This window comes from [Flexibacter] sp. ATCC 35208, assembly GCF_001975825.1.
GTDB lineage: Bacteria > Bacteroidota > Bacteroidia > Chitinophagales > Chitinophagaceae > Chitinophaga.
The window spans coordinates 23166-42608 of the sequence record NZ_MTKN01000070.1 but is presented as its reverse complement, the minus strand read 5'-3'; the positions used below and the strand labels follow the sequence as shown (position 1 = coordinate 42608).

The window sequence follows — 19443 nt, the reverse complement described above, 5'->3', positions numbered from 1 at the left end:
AAGTATAAACAACTTCATTAAGAGGTTATTTCAGAAAAAAGAAATAATATCCGAATGATACGGCTACTTACCAGTATATATGAGTTTGACTGGTAAGGTGAAACAAACTTTATTTCTTTTTTACAAGCGTTTTATAAACTTCAAACCATCCTGTTATAATCAGGCTTACCCCCGCGCAAAGTATAAAATCCCGCGCGCTTATCCGGGTTAATTGAAACGCACGCTGTATAAACGGAATAAAAGCTATTCCTGCCAGAAAAATCAGCGAGGCAGACAAGACAAAAGGGACCAAATTATTTTTGAACCGAAAGGTTTTGAAAACATTTTCCTGGAAAGACCGGTTGACGAAAGTGAGAAATACATTACTGATTACAAGCGTAAGGAATATAACTGTGCGCACGTATTCGATTGTATAACCGCTTTGCATAAAACCATAGTACAGGGAAAGGATTCCGAATGCGATGACGAAACCCTGAATAAGGCTGATCAGCAGTTCCTTCGCGGTGAATATACTTTGAGATTCCTTGCGGGGTGGCCGGATCATAATGGAGCTTTCTACCGGCTCCTTTTCAAAAAAGATGGAGCAGGTTGGGCCCATGATCAGTTCAAGAAATATCACATGAATGGGGGTGAAGATATTAGGGAACCTCCAACCCAGTAATAAAGGAAGGGATGCCGTAAGTATAATCGGTATATGAATGGAAATGATGTAGCGAACAGCTTTTTTCAGATTATAGTAGATCTTTCTTCCCTGTTTTATAGCTTCAGTTACTTTTTCCAGGCGGTCATCCGTGAGAATAAGGTCTGAAGCTTCTCTCGCGATCTCCGTGCCCCTGCCCCCCATCGCTATTCCTATATTGGCTGATTTCAGGGCCGGGCCATCGTTCACACCGTCTCCCATCATGGCAACGGTCTCGCCGTTTTCTTTCAATGCTTCAATGATCTTCAGCTTGGCCTCTGGAAACATCCTGGCAAAAACAACTACTTCCCCCGCTATTTTGCCAATTTCGGCTGACGTCATGGTCATTAATTGTTCGCCCGTGATAGCGGCACCATTCAATTGCATGCCGACCTGCTTAGCAATATGCATAGCAGTCTCTTTATTATCGCCTGTTATGAGCTTTACTTTTATGCCTGCGGCATACCATTGGTCAAATTCCTTTTTTATTCCCTGTTTAGGAGGATCATACAAAGCGAGAAGGCCCTCGAACTGCCAGTTAAAGTTCTGCTGCAGTTCCGGGAAATCCTTCCCGGTGAAGGTGGCGGAACAAATGCCCAGTAACCGAAGTCCTTTGGCTGCCATACTGCTGATAACAGCATTTACTTTTTCGATAGCTGCCGGGGACATTTTACAGACCGCCAGGATTCGCTCTGGAGCTCCCTTTCCTGCAACAATGAGGTGGCCGTTCATCCTGTAAACATGGGTCATCATGGGTGGCACGCCGCTTAACGGGTATTCCCGGATCATTTCTTCCTTTTCGGCCTGTTCCCGGGGAACTCGTTCATAAGCGGCGATGATAGCTTTTTCCATGGCATCAAAAGCCGCTTGTTCACTGGCCAACCTCGCGTATCGAAGCACTTTATCGCTCTTAATAGCACTTTCCGGCGTTATAATTTCTGTAATGTCTTTTTCAAAATCATAGATACTGTTGACTTCCATCCTATTTTCGGTGATGGTACCTGTTTTATCGAGGCAAATGACACTTACAGCCCCAAGATTTTCTATAGTTAACGGTTGTCGTGTTATAATGCCTAATTTTGACATATGGAATGCCCCGAGTGCCATAAATGAAGAAAATGCCACAGGAATTTCTTCTGGTATAACGGCCATCGCAATGGTAAGACCTAACAGAAGGCTTTGAATAATACTTCCGGAATGAAGATAATTAACTAACCAGATTAAAGCAAAGGTGATAAAACCAATGGCCGCCATAATTTTCACGAATTGCGCGATCTGATTTTGCAACAGCGTTCCCGAGGTTGAAATAGCTGTGATGGATTTCCCTAACTTTCCCAGAACAGTGCTATTGCCAATGGCAGTGACGATTGCGTAACAACTTCCCGAATTGATGGTGGTGCCCTGGAAAAGCAGGTTGTGCCCCTCAGCTGCACTTTTATCTACCGGCTGAGATTCTCCAGTAATAATTGATTCATTGATACTCAAATCATTGGCGTGTACAATTGTACAATCGGCTGGGATGCTGTTACCTTCTTCCAGCAACAATATGTCGCCAGGTACGAGGTCCTCCGAGAATATGGTCTGTTCTTTCTCATCTCTGATTACGGTAACCTTTGGCTGTGTGAATTGTTTGAGCGCCGCCAGGGCTTTGGAGCTTTTGACCCCCTGAAAGATGGAAATAGCTCCGACAAAAACCATCGCAGCCAGCATAAGTAGTCCTTCTTTTACCTCTCCCAGTATGAAATATAGCAGGCAGGCAAGTAGAAGCATAAGAAACATAGGTTCTTTCACTATTTCCCAGACCATTCTGATAAACCCATGTTCCCTGGCTGCTATGAACTGGTTTTTACCATATTGCCTGACAAGTGCAGGTACGTCCATGTTTCTCAAACCTGAAAAACCTGGTTCTAAATTGACGTTTTTCATGCCGGCTGATTTATTGGTATTGGATGGAGGACTTAGGTAAGTTAGTAAATTCCGGGGGGAAATGAAATGACTAGACTCATCAAGGGAGATGATTCTTAATGCCAGGTAAAGATCGATTCTATGAGGTGCTATAATTCTTCAAACGCATACATCTCACGAAAGTCCGGGACCAATACCCCAACAATGGCCCAAAGATTGACAATACCGTTCCTCTATGAAGTTAATGCTCCCGGTTCGTTCCCACCTGTTTCAACATTCTTTTATACCGGGCAAATGCCGGTCCCATCATATACCCGATATTCAGCTGTACCCTAAATCCATTATACCGCTCCAGCCCCCCGATATAAGGATCATATTTAGGAGTCCACAAGTATTTAACAGACAAATCATAGGCGAATCTTTTGCCTGCCCTGGTAAACATACCTACCCCCGCTTCCATAGAAAAACGTTTCTGCGAATAATCCTTGGCGTCAATATCAGCCATGGTTCCTTTTATTTTAATCAGGGTAGTATTTACGGCCCCCACTCCCAACATCAAATAAGGTCTTGGTTCTGCGGCTAACAAGCCTCTCAGGAAACTTCTCCGGCTATTCAGATAACCAAGTTCGATTTCATCATTCTCTTTCGCAATTTCCTCATCCAGTGCTCTAATCTTCATCCACTGATTCGCTTTATATCTCTTGCTATAAATTCCGCCCAGCCCCCATTTAAAATAGGAATAATTTGATAAAATAAACCCGGTGCTTGCACTGATCGAGGAACCATTACTGCCAATCAGGGCCATATACCGTTCTGTTCTATTCATCTGGATCTCCGTTCCTATCCGATGTCTATCTGAGATAAAACTCTCAGAGGCTATACCAAAGTAAAATTTCTTTTCTGCGATGTTTATCCTCGTTTTCACATCCTCAGGTGTTTGATAACTACGCGGAATATAGGTATTACCAAATGTAATACTGATGACCTTGTTGCTTAAATAGGAATCCAGCAGTTGGTCAGTCATCTCCTTTCGTAGATGATTATACATTTTTTCATACCGTGCCAGTCTTTCAACTTCCCATTCGTAGTCATTATCACCGTTCATTTTCCTTTTCTGAACATAATACATCGTATCAGCCGGAATTTCCCCCGTAAGCAGGCTATATTTACTCTTTTCTTTGTTTACATGATGATAAGGGAAAATGGCATCGCCAAAGTAAGTAGTAGCCAGTTGCATAGATGGCATCATGATCCAGATACCGGGGGAAGAAGAAAAATATTCCGGTAAAAAGGACATCACCGGCATCATGGCTGCTCCCTTCGCAGCGGCATCTACATTTCTATTCAGGGGTTTTATGGCCCTGATATTTGTAAATTTAACACTGTCAAAGCTTGGCGCCCCTAGTTTAACAGGAATAGGAATAGGGATAAATGGCGGCCGTTTAACAAATACAAGGCATGAGTCAGTTACACCGATCAGTACTGATTCAACGTAATAGGTATGCCTGTTAAAATCAGTCCTGGTGAGGGGTTGTTCCATCTTTATCTTTTTATCTGACCAGAACCATAATTTTATGAAGCTCCCTGTTTTTATAGTATCACAAACCTTTGATTGAAGATTTTTAATGATAAGAATTTTTTGTGTTGCAGGTAACTGGCCATAAGCAAAGGAAACTAAAAGACAATAAAAAATGATTTGTAGGAAGTACTTCATAAATTGTAGATCGTATCTTACAAATCTATTAGTGAAACTAACTCTTCAACAAAAAAATGGGTAAACCAACCGATTGTCAGGGAGAATAAAAAGCATTGCAGGCAGGAAATAAACGAGTTTATCAGCGGTAGCATATTTACCGGTAAATTGGTGGATTAATCGATTAATTTTACATTGGATGATTGAAAATTTTACTTTTCCCCCGATGAGAGCAAGATTGATCACAATAATAGTTCATGTGTTATTTTTAGCAGCATTTTTTTATGCTCCCTTATTCATTATTCCCGACTTCCCCATGAAAATTAAACCGGATGAATGGCGGGTGACAATCATCGTCAACAATTTATTTGCAGTATTTGTATTTTATATCAATTACAGCCTGCTAATACCAAGGTTCATACTTTCCGGAAATTATTATAAATACATAATTTACACTATTCCCATTGCATTAGCCTGTTTAGCAACACCCAATTTAGTAAATGTCGTTCTTGACTACCTTTACGGACATAATCCTGATATCCGCCCATCAAATTTCATCATAGGCACTATCCTTATGTCTGCCATGGGGTTAGTGCTGGCATTTGCCATGCGATTCTCTGAAGACTGGAAAAGAATGCGGGAGGAAAAAAAAGAGCTGGAGAATACAATAAAAGCAACAGAGCTTGTATATTTAAAAAAGCAATTGAATCCGCATTTCTTTTTTAATACCCTGAATGGAATTTATGCAATGATCATTAAAAAGTCGCCAATGGCTCCTAAGGCGGTGTTATTATTATCTAACCTCATGCGGTATGTACTATATGATTCCGACAATACGTTGGTAGAACTCGAAAAAGAGGTCAACTATGTAACGAATTATGTTGAAATGCAGAAAATGAGACTCAGTGAAAACAATCATGTATCTCTCACTGTAAAAGGTGATATGTCACAGGTAAATATACTTCCGCTGGTGTTCATACCTTTTATAGAAAATGCTTTTAAATACGGGATTTCTTCAGAAGTGGAAAGCAGCATAATTATAGATATCCATTACATTGACAATTATGTTTTCTTTTCCAGTATCAATGATATAAATGAGAATAATATGCCTTCTTTTTACTCGGGTATTGGCATCAGCAATTCTATCAAACGATTGGATATGACCTATCCCGGCAAGTATTCGCTCTCACATCTTGCCAGAAAAGGGAAATATTATGTGGAGTTAAAAATTGACCTTTTATGTTAAGTTGTATTGCAATTGACGATGAACCACTGGCGTTAGATGTGTTGAAAGAGTACATACAGCTCATTCCAGAGGTGACATTGTTTAAGACTTTTACCAGCAAGGAAAAAGCGAAGAACTATCTATCCGACTACCCGGTAGATTTTATTTTTCTTGATATTGAAATGCCGGATCTCAACGGCGTTGATTTTTATAGATCGCTCACCAGGAAACCTCCGGTTATATTTATTACCGCCTACAGCAATTATGCGGTGGCAGGTTTTGAGCTGGACGCGGTCGATTACCTGTTGAAGCCCATAGACCCGGAGCGGTTACAACAATCCGTAAACCGGGTATTGTTAAGAATGAAGAACACACAGCCGGATGTTCAGTCATTTCTTACCATCCGGCATAAATACCAGTTAAAAAATATTTTGCTATCGGAAATCCTGTATGTGGAAGGGTTAAATGATTATGTCAAGATATTTACCCGCCAGGAATCCAAACCTATCATCGCCTTAATGTCCATGAAAGAGATCGCCATGAAACTTCCCCAGCAGATTTTCCTTAGAATACACCGCTCTTTCATTATCCCTGTCAGTGATATCGTATCCTATAATAGTAAAATAGTGCAACTGAAAAATATCTCACTTCCTATCGGGGATACATATCGCACGAACATAGCCCAGATCCTTAAAAGTAAGAATAGCTGATTCTCCATTATTATTCATGGGTTCACCCGATTATTTTGCAACCATTCCCCTGCCACCCTAATTTTGAGCATCAATTAAAATTATATGAAAAGAATGATGCTTGGCTTTGTTTCATGGTTGCTGCTTTTTCAGGCCAACAGTGCAGCACAGGAAAAGGCAGATACGTTAAGGCTTAAAGATTGCATACAGTTTGCACTCGGCCATCATGAAAATTCCCTCATCTATGCAAACAAAGTAACAGCATCGAAAGAAGCCATCCGGGAAAGTAAATCGGTACTATTACCGACGGTCAGTGGCAATGCGTCATTTGATTATAACCTTAAACTGCAAACGTCCGTCATCCCAGCCGGCGCACTCTCAGAAAAAGAACTTCATTTGCAGATGGGTAGTAAGTATAGCACGGGGGCTTACCTGCAAGCCGATGAAACCCTTTTTGATAAAGCTAACTGGCTGAATATAAAATCCGCGAAAACAGACAAAGACCTGGCCGATCTGAATTTAAGAAAACAGCAGGAACTAATTGTATATAATACCGTGAAGGCATATTACAACGTATTGTCCTACGCAGAGAAAGTCCGGTTACTGAAAGAGAATGAAAAAGAATATCTCCAACTCGAGCAAATTCTGAAACTTAGGTATGAACAGGGTGTAGTAAAGAAAAGCTCGTACGATAAAACCCGCGTGGACCTGAATAATATTCAGACCGAAATCAGCTCAAATGAAAATTACTACCGGCTGGCTTTAAACCAGCTGAAAAAAGAAATAGGGGCTGATCTTGAAACGGAAGTAGCGATCAGCACCCGGATCAAATTCGATGAATCAGCGCCATCACCTGGCTTCACCAATTTACCATTAACCCAGCTTACTGATTATAACATTGATTTACAACAACTGCGTAAGCAGGAGATTGCTGCACAACAGAAAAAGGCCGCCTTCCTTCCTACGCTTTCCCTGTATGCAAAGTATGGAGTAAATGCATATGGAACGAAGTGTTCAGATGCATTTAATGACTGGTTTGACTATTCTGTCATAGGCATGAAGCTAAGTGTGCCTATTTTCAGTGGGTTCAAAAAGCAAAGTCAATACCAGCAAAGTAAAATCGCACTGACCAATCAGCAGCTGACTGCCGCGTTAAATGCCAGAACATATAAGCTTGATTTCCAGGATGCGAATGCGAACTTATATAGCTCCTATACGACCTTGATAAAAAATAAAGAAAATCTCTCACTGGCGTCAGAACTCCTATCTGAAGCTACCGTAGAATTCAAGGAAGGGAAAACAGATCTTTCATCGTACCTGGACACAGAATATTCCTACAAAGAATCTCAGAGTAATTACATTAATTCCCTGATAGATTACCTCAATGCCAAAGTAGCCATGGAAAAGGCAAACGGCAGTTTATTGAATTACGTTAACAATCTTGAATAATATGACTGGAAAAAGAATAATAACTATAGTCGTTGCAGTTGTTGTAGTCGGTATTATTTTCCTAACACTGACTAAGAACAAAAAGAAACTGGATGAGGATAAAAAACCGGAAGACAGGTCAAAGATAGCGGTCAATGTACTTACAGATACTGTGAGGAAACAACCTTTATCCAACACCTTACAATTACCGGCTACTCTCATTGTAAAGGATGAAGGTACCATTACCGCCGAGACCTCAGGTCGTATTGATGTACTGCATATAGAACTTGGTTCATATGTCAACAAGGGACAAGTGGTTGGACACATCGACATGACGGAGAACAAAATAAAACTGAGTTCGACAGAATTATCCATTTCAAAGCTGGAACGGGATTATGAACGCAACAAAGTGTTATTACAGGGGAATGCTACCAATGCAAATGCGGTCAATGATGCCAGGTATGACCTGGACAGTAAAAAACTGGAAGCTGATCAGCTACGTGCCACTATCAGTAAAGCCAATATTATCTCACCCGTTTCAGGTACTATTATAGAAAAGAAAGTATTAGCAGGTGAATATGTAAGCACGGGCGGAGCAATTGCTTCCATGGTCAATACAACTACTTTGAAGGCTCGGATTTATGTACCTGAATCCAGGATCATGGCAATAAAGGCCGGTCAAAAGGCGGTGATCACGACCGAATCTTTGCCGGGAAAGGTCTTTCATGGTACGGTTGCTTTCATCAGCCCCAAAGGGGATGACAACCATAATTTTACAGTAGAATTGGTGGTAGACAATACCAACGGTCATCTATTAAAAGCAGGTTTATATGTGAAAGCCACCCTGATGGAAAATGAGATAGTGAATGCATTGCAGATACCCAAAATTGCACTGGCTGAAGGTGCAAAAAATCCATATGTCTATACCATCGTGAATAATAAAGCAGTCGCTGTAAAAATTACGGTTGGCCGGGAAAACAATGATATGATTGAGGTACTGAGCGGACTGTCTGAAGGAGAGGTTGTAATCACCAGTGGCCTTATTAATATCGTATCAGGAAATAACGTACATGCGATCAACAAAAGCAAATAGTTCCGTATGAGTTTAACAGAATTTTCAATAAAACGTCCACTATTCATTACGGTAATATTTGCATGTTTACTACTGTTTGGATACCTAAGCTATCGTAGCCTGAATTATAACCTGCTACCGAAGTTCGAGACGAATATGATCAGTATAACCACTTCCTACTCCGGCGCTTCGGCAGAGGAGGTGCAGACCAGTGTGACTAAACCGATAGAAGATGCGGTAGCCGCAATTGAGGGTGTTGACAGGGTGAGTTCTTCTTCTCAGGAGGGTGCGTCAAGCGTTTCTGTAGAGTTGACAAATGATGCCGATGTAAAACAGGCGCAGCTGGATGCAGAAAGGAAAATAAACCAGATAAAGTCAAGTCTTCCGGATAATGCGGATGACCCGGTTGTGTCCAGGTTCAGTACAGATGATCAGGCTATTATGAAGATCAGTCTGACTTCTTCACTGTCTGATACCAAGCTGTATGACTTTGTTGATAATGAATTGAAGCCACAGTTGACCAATATTCCCGGGGTCGCACAGGTAGATATTACGGGGGGCATAGAGCAGCAAATCAATGTGATGCTGGATAATGATAAACTGAAAGCCTACAACCTGTCTATCAGTGAGGTCAACCAGGCCGTTGTTTACAGTGGTGCAACTTATCCTGCGGGGTCTCTTTCCGATAACCAGACACGGTATTCTATTGATCTGAATGCAAAAGTATCAAGTCCTGAAGAATTAAAGCAGGTTATTGTCAGGCAGAACCAGGATGGAAGCAGGGTCTTACTGAGTGATGTGGCTTCGGTTACAGATGGGCATGAGGAAGAAAGCACCCTGAACCGTCTGAATGGAAGGCCTGCGATCGGTATAGAGATTAAAAAGCAATCTGATGCCAATACGGTGAAAGTTTGTCAGCTGGCAGCCAAAAAACTGGAAACATTAAAACAAACATATGCAGATAATCACCTGCAGTACCATATCGCCTCTGACCAGTCGATATATACACTGGAATCGGCAGATGCGGTAATTGAAGATATATTTCTGGCGATTGTGATTGTGGCACTGGTGATGTTGTTCTTTTTGCATAGCCTTCGCAGCTCAAGTTTTGTACTGGTAGCGCTCCCGTCTGCCATGGTACCGACCTTTATATTGATGTGGGCATTCAAATTCTCCCTAAACATGATGACACTTATGAGTTTGTCATTGGTAGTAGGGATCCTGGTAGATGATAGTATAGTTGTACTGGAAAACATTTACCGGCACCTTGAAATGGGGAAAGATAAACGGAGTGCTGCGATCGATGGCCGCAAAGAAATCGGGTTTACCGCCATTGCCATTACACTGGTGGACGTGGTTGTTTTTCTTCCATTAGCACTGGCAGGTGGGATCATTGGAAACATCGTGAAAGAATATGCCCTGGTAGTTGTTTTCTCCACCCTGCTCAGTTTATTTGTTGCATTTACATTAACGCCCTTACTGGCATCCAGGTGGGGCAAACTAAGTCATTTTACAAATGATACGGTGTGGGGGAGAGTTAACGGCTGGTTTGAGTCATTAATCAACCAGTTGCGGGAGTTCTACGTCACAATATTGAACTGGTCACTGACGCATAAAAGATATATCATCATCTTTATCACATTCCTCATTATAGGTACCATTGCATTGGTACCGGCGGGATTTTTTGGTGCCGAATTTATGGAGCAGAGTGACAGGGGAGAATTAAATATCCAGCTGGACCTGGCTTCACAAAGTTCATTGAAACAGACCAACCAGGTGGTATCACAGGTAGAGGAGCTGATCTTAAAACATCCGGAAGTGAAGGATGTATTTTCAAATGTGGGCAGTCAGTCCGGTGCGAGCATTGGCTCAAATGCTTCCAATAACAGTAACCTGGCAGAGGTGACGGTCACATTGGTAGACAAAAAAGAACGGAAGATTAAAACAGAAGACTTCGGGAAACTGCTACGGGAAGAAATCAATACAGTTCCAGGTGTAAAACCAACCATTAAACTAACCGGCATCACCGGTAATGCATCTTATGGTGTGCAGATGGCGGTGAAGGGGAATAACAGGGACTCCATTTCAAAGGCAGCAGCGATTGTGAAGCAGATTGTTGCCGGCACAGCAGGAGCTGACTACGTACAGTATAGTACCAAAGAAGCCAAAACGCAAATTTCCATTCAGCTGGACAGAGATAAGATGTCACAGCTGGGTGTATCTGTGGAGAATGTAGGTACTGCTATCCAATATTCATTCAAAGGTAATGACAATACGAAATACAGGGAAGGTGGCCAGGAATATAATATTAACCTGCAGATGGATAATGCTGACAGAAGTAATATCTCCAATGTACGGAACCTGAATATATATAATGACAGGGGTGGCATCGTTCCTCTCAATGAAATTGCAGTGATAAAGGAGATTCAGATGCAGGGCGTGCTGGAGAGAAAGGACAGGATGAATTCAATGGAAATAGATGCAGCCACGGTAGGCCGGCCGGCAGGTAGCATTATGGAGGAAATAAAGGCAAAGCTGGCAAAAGTAAAATTGCCGGCCGGGGTAGAAGTCTCAGAAGAGGGAATGAATAAAAACCAGACAGATTCATTCAAAAATCTTTTTTTGGCTATCGGAATCGGGATACTACTGATGTATATGATAATGGTAGCCCTGTACGAAAGCGTGGTATATCCTTTCGTAGTCCTGTTTTCATTGCCGGTGGCTTTGATAGGTGCTATCCTGGCCCTGGCCCTTACGCTGAAAACGATCAATATATTTTCTTTATTAGGTATTATTCTACTGTTAGGTCTCGTGGCGAAGAATGCTATTTTAATAGTCGATTTTGCTAATCAACAGAAAGGAGAAGGATTACCTGTAAAAAATGCACTTATAGAAGCGGGTAAAGAACGACTTCGCCCGATTCTAATGACTACCCTGGCCATGATATTCGGCATGTTGCCCATGGCACTGTCTACCGGCGCAGGTTCGGAAACGAAAGGTTCAATGGCCTGGGTGATCATTGGTGGATTGACGAGCTCCATGATGTTTACCCTGATACTGGTACCCTGTGTATATATGATAATTGAAGGCTGGAGAGTAAGGGTAAATAAATTATTTAGTAAAAAATAAGATCATTTTTTTGATATATGGTTTTAATTAAAAGAGCCATTTATTCCATGGTGTAAGACTGGTTGAATGGCTCTTTTTCGTAAAACAGTATGCAAGTGAATGCCTGCCTTGTCAAGGGCGGGCATATTTGTTATTGGCTGGTAAAATAGATTTATTCAATACTGATTTGTTTCACTGTTTTATTCGATTATTTTCCATTTGTGGGCAGATTAGTTGGATTATAATACCCATCCACATCACTGGATTTGATCAGTTGACGATGTGATTATACAATTTTTGTTATAGCTCCTATTAATCATTTCTTTCAGTATGTTTTAATGGATCTGATTGATACAACCTGGCTCATTGATTAATCGGGCTAACCTACCACGAAATCACAATGCCGGCAACGAATGGTGACAATGTTGGCTCCTTTATTAAAATTCAGGCACGGGTGGTCAATAAAGCATAGAAGGCGTTGCACTTATTCAATTTATTGAATCATTCCCTGCCCAGACACTGGGTAGGTTTTGACAGTAGCGAACAGCTTTGAACCCACTCCGTAAATACTGCTGCCAGAAAAACAAGACTTAATTCCTATACAACACAGTTGGATGAGCTGCTAGTGAAGACATGGTTTTATAAATTGACTACCTGATTGTTTTTTTGCAACAATGGAATGGTGTAAAAAAGGGGCTATCTTCATTTCACTGCTGATGATAGCCCTTATTGCGTTTTTAAAAATCGAAATCTGTTGTTCCTGTCCAGGTAGTATCTGTCAACTGAAAATTGGGCGTTACATTCAACGAATCTGTAGTCAGAAAAACGGAGATAGCTGTCAGCGAGCTACGTTTTGGCCGGATTGGTTTGGTACCTAATACGACCGCATTTCCACTTCCATTGATCCAGGTAAGTGTGACCTGTAGCTGTGCACCGGGGATAGAATCCTGTGTTCTGAAAAGATCAGCAGTGTATATCTGGATGGGGAGAGTATCGTTTGTATGTATGGTATCGGGGATCATTTGTCCGCCGTAGGTAGCTTGTAAATATCCACTGGTCAGGTTGTGGATATCATAGCGGATGGCAAAGGCCAGTCTTTTTAACTGTAGACTAATCGTCGTATTGCTTGAATCGCGGGCGGTGTAGTTAGTGCTGCCGAAATAAGTATCGGCTTCTGACAAGGGGTATTTAGCAAATGTGTTTGTAAGGGTATCGGTTACGATACTCATATTGTTCAGAGAGTCAATGAAACCTGTTTCCATTGTTTCATTTGCAGCATAGAACATACGATTGCGCAGGGTACGATGTATAGGATAGGCATATTGCTTATACCCATCTGTAGAAAGCTGCCACCACAATCCCAGGCTGCTGCCTCTTTTGATAGCAGCTACATTGACGATGTAGGAGCTGTCTTTCAGCAGATCAATGCTGATGCTATCAGTGTTGTCAAATAATCCCTGCGCGTATAATGTGCCCTGACCTGTTCTGATATTCACACCATAAATGGTGCTGTCATAGGCAGATCTGGCGGCGATCCATGCTTTGCGGAGGTCGCCTATGCTGGTAGTAATGTCGCCACTAAGCTGCAAGTGTATAGTCACCTTTTCAGCAGTAATGGGAGGAGTAGCAGGCTGCGTGGTAGCATCTCTTTTACAGGATAGAAAAAGTGCTGCCAGTATGAGTAGGTAATTTTTCATAATGAAACTTGCTTAGAAGCTGATAGGAGTATTTGTTGACCATGATGTAGTTGAATATTTCAGGCTTAGCGTACTATTGCCTGAAGTAGCACTACTGTCCAGTACGGGCAGTGTGATATTCACGTTGAGGAGGTGATTCCGGTCTGGCGTAGGGAGTGCAGTCGTGCTACTACCTATGTTGTAAGTCCGGCCATCAGGTAATTCCCATTTGATGCTTGCGCTGATATCATAGATGCCATCATCCATTACTAAGGTATCTGCTGTTAAGAATCCAACGGCAGAATAGATGCTCAGATTATTGTCGATTGTGTTTGGATACAATACTTTCCCGGGTAAATAATTGGGCCAGCCGAAAGTGACTACCAGTCGTCCCTGCGTAAGCTGGGGACAGATGTATTTAATACCGAATACCAGCCGGCGCATGGGAATGGTGATGCTGGGGTGGGTAGTATCGACGGTGTAACCTTGTACATCTCCGGCGTAGGTAGTGGCTTCTCCTAAGCTTTGGGTCACGATTCCGTTGGTGCTATCACTGGTATAGGTCTGATAATCGGTGCCATTTTCCCCAAATCCATAAGCGTAGTTAGGAATGTTGGGAGTGTAATCCATATGGTTTTGCAGGATGCCACCAATGGGATAGTTGAATAGGGGTTTGCCGTCATCCTCTGTATTGCCATACAACGATCCCCATTGATAAAGATCATAATATAATCCGGGACCGGTGCCTTTTTGCAATACTACCAGCCTAATTTTGTAGGTATAGGCAGGGTCGAGCATGAAATGGATAGAGTCGAGGTTGTCAAAGATACCTAATGCATATTTGGTAGAACCGTTCCATATCTCGACTGAATAGTAAGTGCTATCCCGAATTGTTTTGGCGGTAATACTGCCGTTTGTCTTTCTGGCAGACTGATCGACGGTAAATTCACCTCCGGGCTGGAGGGTTACCATTACTTTTTTGGAGGACGTGGTCGTTGAGGTAGGTTTGGTGTCTGTATTCTTTTGACAAGAACAGCAGTACAGGACAAAGGCCACCCCACAAACAATCAGGGAGATTGTAGTTTTCATTTTTTGGGTGTTTGTTTTTATTTTTTTGAAGAATTGCTACACTTTCCAGGCTGATAGGCAGAGAGGTACAGCATGAAAGAAATAGGAGTAATTGTATTGGTTCCCCTTATGAGGAGCAATTTACTGTATTTTTTGGGGTAGAATATTACTTGTAATAGTAGACTCGGTAATTGATGGGAGAGGTAATTGAGCCACCGTATCCTGCCTCCATCCTTTCACAAGCTTATTCATCAAGTCCAGTGGCATCTCGGGGTCCCCAAGCAGGAACAGGTGCTTATGGGAACCTCACCATTTGCTATGGCGCCTACTAACTATGTTCCTTTCGGCAAATACTTCTAATAGTTAGCCGCTTATGCGGGCGTAATACCAGGGCCTTTCTTTTTACACCAACAGTGTTGGAGGAATAACTAACAGTATCAATAGTACCGTGAGCAATACCTGCATGCAGGGAATCAAAACCCGCTGGTGCCTGTTGAACAATTTCCTGGGAATAATCAGTCAATATAAATAGGCAAAGGAAAGCCGGCAATAAAAATAAATACTTCATATGTGGATATTTCCAACAATTGTATGGATGACGATAATACAGGATAAACAACGCTCAATGTAGCTACTTTGGATGCTGCTCTTTTGCGTTGTTTACCCTGTATATTATTGTATTTTATTGATAATTTCTGATCACTCCAAGATCGTATGGGATATTACCATAGTCGCCATAGCTTCCATTCGGCACACCCTGTATCAATAACTGACATCTGTCAATATTATCGATCTCCAATTTATCGTCAGTACCGGAACGAATCACCTCTACATGAGAGACCTGGTCTGTCCATACTTCTGACAGGAACCGGAGATTATCCCTCGCTGCCCACTTCTCTGCGACCTGTGTCCAGGTACCTCCCAACGAACTGGCTGTCCATAGCTCCTGATAGCGGTTGATGTCTTCTACGATCATATAATACTTAGCATCTGCCTTGCTTTTATAAACATGCACTGCCTCAAATGTACTAGTGGCTGCTACAGTCGGCGCTTCCCAGTTATATGGGAAATTAGCCACGGTAGTTCTGCGTCTTTTTATAGTACGTGACCCATCCTGGGCAGAATAAAAACAATACATGTAGGTGCCATCAGAAATACACCAGAAATCAATGCCATCAGTAAATCCCATGCTACTTACAGGTGTCCATGAACCGGGATTGCCAACATCTGTGGATGTTGAAAAAGAAGCTCCTTGTCCACTCTGGTAAATCAGGAACCACTTGCCCTTAGCCGGAAACCAGAATACCTGGGGCGCGCAGAAATATGAACCTGCATTCAATGCACTCATATAAGTACGGCTGGCAGTTTTAAGACCGGCAATAGAAGTAGCAGCTGCATACCCCATCCGCCAGAGACCCCCGGTTCCTTTATCACGACCTGTGTAATAGAGATGATATTTACCACCGGAGTAAACAATGGAAGGATCCTTCACCGCCAGATCGTCGAATGCTCCTGCAGGACCATCCAGGAAACATCTCGCATCTGCATACCAGGTAGGATTGGCTATTGCTGTGGCAGTAGCCGCCACCCTGTTTTTATCCGTTACTCCACCTGCGCCATCCAATGATTTTTTGGTACATGAAGCACACAAAAGCAAACATGTAACCACCGCAGCTATGTATTGTAACTGTTTCATAGTTGTAACAATTATGCTGAAAGAATAGGATCAGTTCGAAACCAGGGTTGTTATACTGGATGCGGGCAGATTAATGCCAAATGCATTATTTGAAATACTCAGCGTACTTGCTGCAAGATTAGAGGAACTCGTTGTTACATAACGACTGAAACTACTAACTGTTACACCACTGATTGTGAATGGCTGATAGGTTACAGCTGCATTGGTATTGATAGCTACGATCACAATTTTTGATCCGTTCCTGTAAGCAGTCGTATATATACCGGTGCTGGGATTGGCCGCACAGGCAATTTTACTATAACCCGGCCGAACATACCTGGCAAAATGCGCCATCACATATCCTACCTTGGTGATTGCACTATTTTCGTCAATTGGACCATAAAACCGGCGGATATACCACCATACATAAGCGGCCCAACCAGCTGTCATGCAATCATGAATCTCCTTAGCAGCATTCATAGCATTGGGCCAGTCATTGCCACTGATAGAAGAATTTGTGTAATGCTCTGTCATCCATACTGATTTGCCAATATTGCCTAAATTATAAGGTGTCTTACCATAAATGTGGCCGCTGACGAACAGTGTTTTGGATTTCGCAGTTGCATTGCTCAGGTAAGTATTGATAAAAGTCTGATCCATATTAAATGGTTCAGGAGCCATGATCGGAGCACCGCAGTTATCACCATATGCCGCCACAAAGTTTGCCACTTCTGTAGCAGAAGCATGCATCCATTCTGATGCCAGGTAATTGGGTTCATTCCACGGAGACAATGCATAGACACCTCCTACGGCCTGTGTGTAAGCCCTTAAATGTGCTGCAAAATCACTCCATGAACTTGCCTTCAGGTAAGCACCGTCCATCATGGAAGAAGGGGCATTCCAAACAGTAGCGATCACCTTTGCACCAAAACCTTTTGCAGCATCGATTGTTGCCTTTTCGGCTGCAAACTGGCTACTATTGGCAGGGACCATTACCCGCAGAATACTCATCCCGATACCACTGCTGGTGGAAAAAGCTTTTGTTCGCTGATCGGCTGTTAAATCGCCTATCCAGATCGGCACACTCATTCCACCAAATCCCTGGATAGTTTGTTGGAAAGTGTTGGCATCGATGGTCGCTGTTGCCATCACACTTACATCTGCTGCAGCTTTTAAATCACCGCTCTGCTTATTGTCTGCAGCAGATACATCTGCTGCCGGTTGCTTTGTACAGGAGCTAATCATTAAAATGAGGGAAAGAAAAGATACTCCCAGGTTGCTGAGAAAAGGGTTTGTTTTCATAGTTACATTGTTAGTTTAATCAACTGTTTTTCAAATGGCTGTTATCAGGCCCACACGAGTTGTGTGAGCCTTTCATATGCCGCTAGATGGGTGGGTTTTCTTTCATGGTTTTTCAATTTGATGGTTATACTTGTTAATTGCTATACCATGGGTTTTGAGGAAATGCAGGTCCTTCTGTGACCAGGTCTATCTGCTGCTGAGGAATAGGTCTCAACATATGTTCAGCTACGACATTGGCAGCTGCTTCATCGTTATATTTTTGAACCCTTGCAACAAGTGTTTTGGTTCTTGAAAGATCATACCACCTGTTGCATTCTCCATACAGTTCACGGGTGCGCTCATCCAGGATAAAATCAAGTGTCACCTCTGCAGCTGTAATTGTCTGTGCAGTGATGGCTGCCGCATACTGATCATCAGTTTGCCCTGGTATGCGGGCCGCCCTCACCCTGAGCACATTTAACATATCTGCCGCCTGCTGCAATGTACCGCCACCTTTCAGTGCTGCTTCAGCGGCGATGAGATATACTTCTGAAAAGCGGAACAGGATATAAGGTCTGTCAGAATAATCATTCATATCGGCTCTTGTTGAATCATCCCATTTTCTTAAAGATGGATACAGGAGACTGGTATAGGGTACGGTGGCACCTGGCAGGTAATCCGGTTCAAAAATAATTCCCTTAAATGCTGCTCTTTCAGCAGGTGTCACAATCCTGTCTGCCATCCAGATGGCTGTGTCTATGCCATTCACAAGGGTTCCCCTGGGTGTGGTTGCACCTGTTGTACCTTTCCCCGATGCAGCTACACTATTGGACAACCAAATGGTTTGAAATGAACCGTTATACCTCGAGTCCGTGGCCCTGTTGGCGAAAGCAACATTTAGTACATAGCGCATATTAGGCCTTATTCTTTGCCATGGACGGCCGTTTTGTACATCTCTTACACAAACATAAGCACCTCCTGTAGCAGGATAATTGGCATTCACTGTCGGATAGTTCGGCCGGAAAAAAAAGTTGGATTTGTTTTCTTTCAGGTTAGATGCGCCGGTACCCGTCTGTGAGTTCTCGCCGAATTTCAGGTCTTTTGTATGTTCAATGACCATAAGCGTCTCCCTTCCATATTCATTACCTTCCAGGAAACCCTGCGCAAATACAGGCCATAAATCAATTCCATAAGCACTTTTATTATCGATGATGCTCTTTGCAGTGTTAAATGCATCTGTAAAATCACTTCCCTTTGCTGCTGAAGACCACCCTCTCCACAAGTAGGTTTTTGCAAGCAGGTACAGCGCTGTTGCTTTGAATGCTGGTTTACCCAATCCGGCGGATGGCTGATCGGGAAGACTGGCAGCAGCCTCCTTCAGATCGCTGATGATCGCATCATACACCTCAGCAATGGGTGCCCTGCTATCAGCTGCTGAAACGTTGGTGTTGAATGTAAGATGCAAAGGCACATCCCCAAAAGTTGTAAGCAGCTGGAAATAACAAAATGCCCGGAGAAATTTTGCCTGGGCCAGGAGCTGCCCTTTCTTAGTTTCATCCATGCTCGCTTCCGGTCCGAATTGCAAGACTCCGTTGGCGGTATTGATATCTATGTAAAGGGAATTCCAAAAACCGCTGTAATCGTTTGTATTGCTCTTCATCAGCAGAGAATAGGTAAAGTTATGCTGCACATCTGCTGCTCCACCCCTGATCATTTCATCAGTGCCTCCATTGAACAGCTGCGTAAAAATCTGTGTGCCCCAAAAACTGCGAAAAGACGAGTAAATACCGGCCACACCGCCCTCTAAGCCTTCCGGCGTTTTGAAATAAGCAGGATCGATTGTAGCACGGGGTTGTTCTTCCAGTATTTTTTTACAACCCGCACACACTGTAAGTAATGACAATAAAAGTAGCCCGGATAATTTTATGTTGAATTTCATAATAA

General features: G+C 42.6%; 13 protein-coding genes. 5 read left to right on the top strand and 8 right to left on the bottom strand.

Features of this window, described 5'->3' with window-relative positions:
* Window positions 1–109 precede the first annotated feature (109 nt).
* Together BW716_RS29755 and BW716_RS29750 are read right to left on the bottom strand one after the other, a co-directional pair.
* Entirely contained in the window at window positions 110–2605 is a 2496-nt protein-coding gene (locus BW716_RS29755) for a cation-translocating P-type ATPase (protein ID WP_083729716.1), read from the bottom strand.
* A gap of 220 nt (window positions 2606–2825) precedes the next feature.
* Window positions 2826–4124 carry a hypothetical protein gene (locus BW716_RS29750; RefSeq protein ID WP_143709112.1) on the bottom strand — a complete coding sequence of 433 codons (1299 nt, stop codon included), beginning with the start codon at window positions 4122–4124 and terminating at the stop codon, window positions 2826–2828.
* 469 nt (window positions 4125–4593) lie between these two features.
* Between BW716_RS29750 and BW716_RS29745 the strand changes: the two genes are divergently transcribed.
* The 5 genes from BW716_RS29745 (at window position 4594) to BW716_RS29725 (ending at window position 11820) form a co-directional block, all read left to right on the top strand.
* The gene (locus BW716_RS29745) at window positions 4594–5523 is read left to right on the top strand and encodes a sensor histidine kinase (protein WP_179091328.1); all 930 of its coding nucleotides are present in this window, start codon (window positions 4594–4596) and stop codon (window positions 5521–5523) included.
* Window positions 5517–6212 (top strand): LytTR family DNA-binding domain-containing protein, encoded by a 696-nt coding sequence (locus BW716_RS29740; protein WP_083729713.1) that lies wholly within the window; start codon window positions 5517–5519, stop codon window positions 6210–6212. Before BW716_RS29745 ends, BW716_RS29740 begins: the two co-directional genes overlap by 7 nt.
* An 84-nt stretch (window positions 6213–6296) precedes the next feature.
* Window positions 6297–7640, top strand: a complete 1344-nt coding sequence (locus BW716_RS29735) for a TolC family protein (RefSeq protein WP_083729712.1) — start codon at window positions 6297–6299, stop codon at window positions 7638–7640.
* A gap of 1 nt (window position 7641) precedes the next feature.
* On the top strand, window positions 7642–8712 hold the full coding sequence (locus BW716_RS29730; RefSeq protein WP_083729711.1) for an efflux RND transporter periplasmic adaptor subunit: 1071 nt from the start codon (window positions 7642–7644) through the stop codon (window positions 8710–8712).
* Window positions 8713–8718: 6 nt separating this feature from the next.
* Entirely contained in the window at window positions 8719–11820 is a 3102-nt protein-coding gene (locus BW716_RS29725; RefSeq protein WP_083729710.1) for an efflux RND transporter permease subunit, read from the top strand.
* A gap of 716 nt (window positions 11821–12536) precedes the next feature.
* Here the strand turns inward: BW716_RS29725 and BW716_RS29720 are convergent.
* The 6 genes from BW716_RS29720 to BW716_RS29700 form a co-directional block, all read right to left on the bottom strand.
* On the bottom strand, window positions 12537–13496 hold the full coding sequence (locus BW716_RS29720; RefSeq protein WP_083729709.1) for a hypothetical protein: 960 nt from the start codon (window positions 13494–13496) through the stop codon (window positions 12537–12539).
* A gap of 12 nt (window positions 13497–13508) precedes the next feature.
* The gene (locus BW716_RS29715) at window positions 13509–14564 is read right to left on the bottom strand and encodes a hypothetical protein (RefSeq protein ID WP_083729708.1); all 1056 of its coding nucleotides are present in this window, start codon (window positions 14562–14564) and stop codon (window positions 13509–13511) included.
* Window positions 14565–14871: 307 nt separating this feature from the next.
* Entirely contained in the window at window positions 14872–15111 is a 240-nt protein-coding gene (locus BW716_RS36455; RefSeq protein WP_143709111.1) for a hypothetical protein, read from the bottom strand.
* Between the two features lie 114 nt (window positions 15112–15225).
* Window positions 15226–16239, bottom strand: a complete 1014-nt coding sequence (locus BW716_RS29710; RefSeq protein ID WP_083729707.1) for a non-reducing end alpha-L-arabinofuranosidase family hydrolase — start codon at window positions 16237–16239, stop codon at window positions 15226–15228.
* Between the two features lie 30 nt (window positions 16240–16269).
* The gene (locus BW716_RS29705; RefSeq protein WP_083729706.1) at window positions 16270–17520 is read right to left on the bottom strand and encodes a hypothetical protein; all 1251 of its coding nucleotides are present in this window, start codon (window positions 17518–17520) and stop codon (window positions 16270–16272) included.
* Window positions 17521–17653: 133 nt separating this feature from the next.
* On the bottom strand, window positions 17654–19438 hold the full coding sequence (locus BW716_RS29700; RefSeq protein ID WP_083729705.1) for a RagB/SusD family nutrient uptake outer membrane protein: 1785 nt from the start codon (window positions 19436–19438) through the stop codon (window positions 17654–17656).
* Window positions 19439–19443: the final 5 nt, after the last annotated feature.

Coding starts and splice junctions, on each gene's coding strand:
- BW716_RS29740 (WP_083729713.1), top strand. CDS start 5,517: ATGTTAAGTTGTATTGCAATTGACGATGAACCACTGGCGTTAGATGTG.
- BW716_RS29720 (WP_083729709.1), bottom strand. CDS start 13,496: ATGAAAAATTACCTACTCATACTGGCAGCACTTTTTCTATCCTGTAAA.
- BW716_RS29700 (WP_083729705.1), bottom strand. CDS start 19,438: ATGAAATTCAACATAAAATTATCCGGGCTACTTTTATTGTCATTACTT.
- BW716_RS29725 (WP_083729710.1), top strand. CDS start 8,719: ATGAGTTTAACAGAATTTTCAATAAAACGTCCACTATTCATTACGGTA.
- BW716_RS29745 (WP_179091328.1), top strand. CDS start 4,594: ATGAAAATTAAACCGGATGAATGGCGGGTGACAATCATCGTCAACAAT.
- BW716_RS29705 (WP_083729706.1), bottom strand. CDS start 17,520: ATGAAAACAAACCCTTTTCTCAGCAACCTGGGAGTATCTTTTCTTTCC.
- BW716_RS36455 (WP_143709111.1), bottom strand. CDS start 15,111: ATGAAGTATTTATTTTTATTGCCGGCTTTCCTTTGCCTATTTATATTG.
- BW716_RS29715 (WP_083729708.1), bottom strand. CDS start 14,564: ATGAAAACTACAATCTCCCTGATTGTTTGTGGGGTGGCCTTTGTCCTG.
- BW716_RS29750 (WP_143709112.1), bottom strand. CDS start 4,124: ATGGAACAACCCCTCACCAGGACTGATTTTAACAGGCATACCTATTAC.
- BW716_RS29710 (WP_083729707.1), bottom strand. CDS start 16,239: ATGAAACAGTTACAATACATAGCTGCGGTGGTTACATGTTTGCTTTTG.
- BW716_RS29755 (WP_083729716.1), bottom strand. CDS start 2,605: ATGAAAAACGTCAATTTAGAACCAGGTTTTTCAGGTTTGAGAAACATG.
- BW716_RS29730 (WP_083729711.1), top strand. CDS start 7,642: ATGACTGGAAAAAGAATAATAACTATAGTCGTTGCAGTTGTTGTAGTC.
- BW716_RS29735 (WP_083729712.1), top strand. CDS start 6,297: ATGAAAAGAATGATGCTTGGCTTTGTTTCATGGTTGCTGCTTTTTCAG.